The organism is Cytobacillus oceanisediminis 2691 (genome assembly GCF_007678455.1).
Lineage (GTDB): Bacteria > Bacillota > Bacilli > Bacillales > Cytobacillaceae > Mesobacillus > Mesobacillus oceanisediminis_A.
Window position 1 is genome coordinate 1 of record NZ_VEEP01000258.1, and the last position, 262, is coordinate 262.

Annotated in this window: 1 protein-coding gene; it reads left to right on the forward strand. The window is 44.3% G+C overall.

Going from position 1 to position 262, the window contains the following annotated elements; genetic code table 11:
- Nucleotides 1–79: 79 nt before the first annotated feature.
- On the forward strand, nucleotides 80–262 hold a 183-nt coding region (locus tag FS736_RS24930; protein WP_222125113.1), incomplete at its 3' end, for a hypothetical protein.

The following is a 262-nucleotide window of genomic DNA, read 5'->3' on the forward strand; positions in this document are numbered from 1 at the left end:
TGAAGTCTTGATGGATTTGATGTGGTTGATGATTAGGTTGGTGTTTTTGTTTGAGTTGCGGTTGAAAAGGTTGGGTTTGATGGATTGGATGATTGAGGTGAGTGAACGGGTTAGGATGTTGGGTGGGAAGGATGAAGAATTGGAAGGGGTGGGTGAAGGGAGAGTGGTGATGATTGTTTTTGGGGAAAGGAGAAATGTGAAGGGGGTGGGCGTAAATGAATGTAGGGTGGATGAGGTGGTGTTGTACTTTTTGTTGAAAGAA